Raw genomic sequence first — 3,107 nt, 5'->3', positions numbered from 1 at the left:
CTTCGCATGCCCGGCGGGCCGCGCGGGCCGCGCGGGCCCGCGTGCTCAGCGGCGGAGGCGGCGGCGGATCCTGCCGCGCAGTGAGGCGGGCTCGGCGGCCTCGTCCACGAGCAGGGCCAGGTGGCCGCCCTTGGTGAAGTAGACGGTGACGTCCTTCGTGCCGACGGCCCGCCGCTGCGCCGCCGCCTTCACCGCCTCGGCGCGCACGGAGCCGAAGCGGGCCTCGCGGGTGACGCCGAGCGCGGTCGCGGTGACGTGCACGTCCCAGCGCCCCGGTTCCACGGCGGCCGGGTCGGCGACGACCTCGAACCCTCCGGAGCGGCCCGCGCGGGGATCGGCGACGAAGCCGTGCTCCTTGCCGGACGCGCGTTCCCGCAGGACGACGTCGACGGACGTCCGGCCGGTCTCGACGCGCTGGAGGGCGGCGGCGCCGCGGATGCGGACCTTCCTGCCCTGCCAGCAGACGGCCTCCAGGCGGTGCTCGACGCCGACCTCGGTGGTGATGTCGGCGTCCTGCCGGGAGACGCCGCGCAGGTAGGGGTACATCGCGTAGATCCGGCCGCCGACCACGACCGCGCCCGCCGGGGTCCCCTCGACCTCGTCCCGGATCAGCCGCTCCAGTTCGTCGCGCAGGCCGTGCTGGATGCAGAACGCCCTGAGCCGAGCGGACGCGGGCATCGCGGCGCGGGCGGCCTCGCTCAGCCCCTCCTCGCCGAGGACGCGGCGGGTGCCCTCCACCAGCCGCTCCCGCTGGGGGCCGTCGAGGGCCAGGAAGCGGTGGTCGTACACGCGCAGCACGTCGCGCAGGACGCTGATGGTGTTGTCCGAGGTCACGGGGCATCTCCTGATCGGCCGGGGACTCCGGTCACGGTAAGGCCCCGATCCGTCGCGCACAGTGAAAACCGGCCGGTGTGTCCTCTCGGATGCATACTCGGTATTGCCTGCCGCATACTCGGTATGCATACTTGGTAGGCATGTCCATCCGTCACGGTCTGCTCGCCCTGCTGTCCCAGGGGCCCCGCTACGGCTACCAGCTGCGCGCCGAGTTCGAGTCGTCCACCGGCGCCACCTGGCCGCTCAACATCGGCCAGGTCTACTCCACCCTCTCCCGCCTCGAACGCGACGAGCTCGTCACGCGCGGGGACGCCGACGACGAGGGCCGGTTCGTCTACCGGATCACCCAGGCGGGCGAGGAGGACGTGCGGCGGTGGTTCGCCACCCCCATCGCCCGCTCCGACCGCCCCCGCGACGAGCTGGCGATCAAGCTGGCGATGGCCGTCACCACGCCCGGCGTCGACGCCGCGGACGTCGTCCAGACCCAGCGCACCGCCACCCTGCGCACCCTGCAGGACCTCACCCGCCTCAAGGCCGGCGCGCCCGCCGTCCCCGCCGACCAGGGCGACCGCGCGTGGCGGCTGGTCCTGGAATCCATGATCTTCCAGGCGGAGGCCGAGGTCCGCTGGCTGGACCACTGCGAGGCCTACGTCGCCCGCGCCGAGGCCACCGGCCCCGCCGCCCCGGTCGAGGCGCCCGCTCCGGTCGACGAGGAGGCGCGGCGATGAGCCTGCTGGCGATGCGGGAGGTGTCCCGCGACCACGGCGCCGGCCCGACCCTCGTCCACGCGCTGCGCGAGGTGACGCTGGACGTCGCGGCGGGGGAGTTCGTCGCCGTGATGGGCCCTTCGGGCTCCGGCAAGTCGACCCTGCTGACGCTCGCCGGCGGGCTCGACCATCCCACGGCCGGCCGGATCCTCGTGGACGGCGCCGACCTCGCCGGGCTCGGCCGGGCCGGGCGCGCCGCGCTGCGCCGCCGCGGCGTCGGCTACGTCTTCCAGGACCTCAACCTCATCCCGAGCCTCACCGCGGCCGAGAACGTCATGCTGCCGCGCGAGCTGGACGGCGTCCGCGCCCGCACGGCCCGCCGCGAGGCGCGGGAGGCGCTCGCGGAGGTCGGCGTCGCCGAGCTGGCCGACCGCTTCCCCGACGAGATGTCCGGCGGTCAGCAGCAGCGCGTCGCGATCGCCCGCGCGCTGGTCGGCGAGCGGCGGCTCGTCCTGGCCGACGAGCCGACCGGGGCGCTCGACAGCCACACCGGCGAGGACGTGCTGCGCGTGCTGCGGGCCCGCTGCGACGCGGGCGCGTCCTGCCTGATGGTCACGCACGAGTCGCGCCACGCCGCCTGGGCCGACCGGATCGTGTTCCTGCGCGACGGCCGGATCGTCGACGCCACGCCCGGTGCGACCGGCCCCGAGAGCCTCCTCCAGGAGAAGCTGTGAACCGCTACGTCTTCGCGCTGCGCCTGGCCCGCCAGGACGCGCTGCGCGCCAAGGGCCGCACGGCGCTCGTGCTGTCCATGATCGGCCTGCCGATCGGCGTCGTCGTCGCCCTGGCCGTGCTGCGCTCGACCGCCGATGCGGGGGCCGACGCGGAGTCCGGCGCCCCGAGCGCCGCCGAGTCGGCCGTGCTCGCGATGATCGTCGCGATGGTCGTGCTGGAGGTCGTCCTGCTCGCCGGGCCGGCGTTCATGGTGGACGTCCGGCGCCGGCGCCGCGAGCTCGCGCTCGTCGCGGCGTCGGGCGGCGCGGGCCGGCACCTGCGCGCCGTCGTCCTCGCGAGCGGCCTGCTCCTCGGCGGGATCGCCGCGCTGGTCGGGACCGGGCTCGGCATCGCCGCCGCGGCCGTCGTCGCGCGGATCGGGTCCGGACCGGACGGGCTCGGCCCGCTGACCGTGCCGTGGACCGTCGTCGCCGTGACGGTGCTGCTCGGCGCGGGCAGCGGGGTGCTCGCCGCCCTGGTGCCCGCGCGCCAGGCCGGCCGGATGGACGTCGTCGCCGCCCTCGCCGGCCGCCGCGAACCGCCCGGCCGGGCGCGGCGCGGCCTGCCGATCGCCGGCGGGGTCCTCGTCGTGGCGGGCCTGGCGGGGTCCCTGGAGGGCGTCCGGGTGCTGCGCGAGTTCGGCGCCGCGCTCGGCGCCGCGGCGATCATCATCGGCCTGGTGCTCGCCGGACCGTGGAGCGGTTCCAGCGAGTCGACGTCGTCCGTGGTCCCCGCCGCGATGTCGATGTCCATGATCACAGCCTATTCACCGCGATCTTCGCGAGCCGGACG

At 75.9% G+C, this 3,107-nt stretch carries 4 protein-coding genes; 3 read left to right on the top strand and 1 reads right to left on the bottom strand.

From position 1 onward, the window contains the following. Positions 1-45 precede the first annotated feature (45 nt). Positions 46-834, bottom strand: coding sequence for a hypothetical protein (locus AB0K37_RS41360; RefSeq protein ID WP_363991487.1), 789 nt, complete (start codon positions 832-834; stop codon positions 46-48). A gap of 140 nt (positions 835-974) precedes the next feature. Here AB0K37_RS41360 and AB0K37_RS41355 point away from each other — a divergent pair, with 140 nt between their 5' ends. From AB0K37_RS41355 to AB0K37_RS41345, 3 genes are all read left to right on the top strand, one after another. Further along, positions 975-1,562: a PadR family transcriptional regulator gene (locus AB0K37_RS41355; protein WP_363991485.1), complete on the top strand. Its 588-nt coding sequence runs from the start codon at positions 975-977 to the stop codon at positions 1,560-1,562. Beyond that, positions 1,559-2,275, top strand: a complete 717-nt coding sequence (locus tag AB0K37_RS41350) for an ABC transporter ATP-binding protein (protein WP_363991483.1) — start codon at positions 1,559-1,561, stop codon at positions 2,273-2,275. The genes AB0K37_RS41355 and AB0K37_RS41350 overlap by 4 nt, the downstream gene beginning before the upstream one ends. Beyond that, a partial coding sequence (locus tag AB0K37_RS41345) for an FtsX-like permease family protein (RefSeq protein WP_363991481.1) occupies positions 2,272-3,107 on the top strand: 836 nt, incomplete at its 3' end. The genes AB0K37_RS41350 and AB0K37_RS41345, both read left to right, overlap by 4 nt.

The organism is Actinomadura sp. NPDC049753 (assembly GCF_040674655.1).
Lineage (GTDB): Bacteria > Actinomycetota > Actinomycetes > Streptosporangiales > Streptosporangiaceae > Spirillospora > Spirillospora verrucosospora.
Note: the sequence above shows the minus strand (reverse complement) of the source record. Positions and strands in the feature narration are given on the sequence as shown.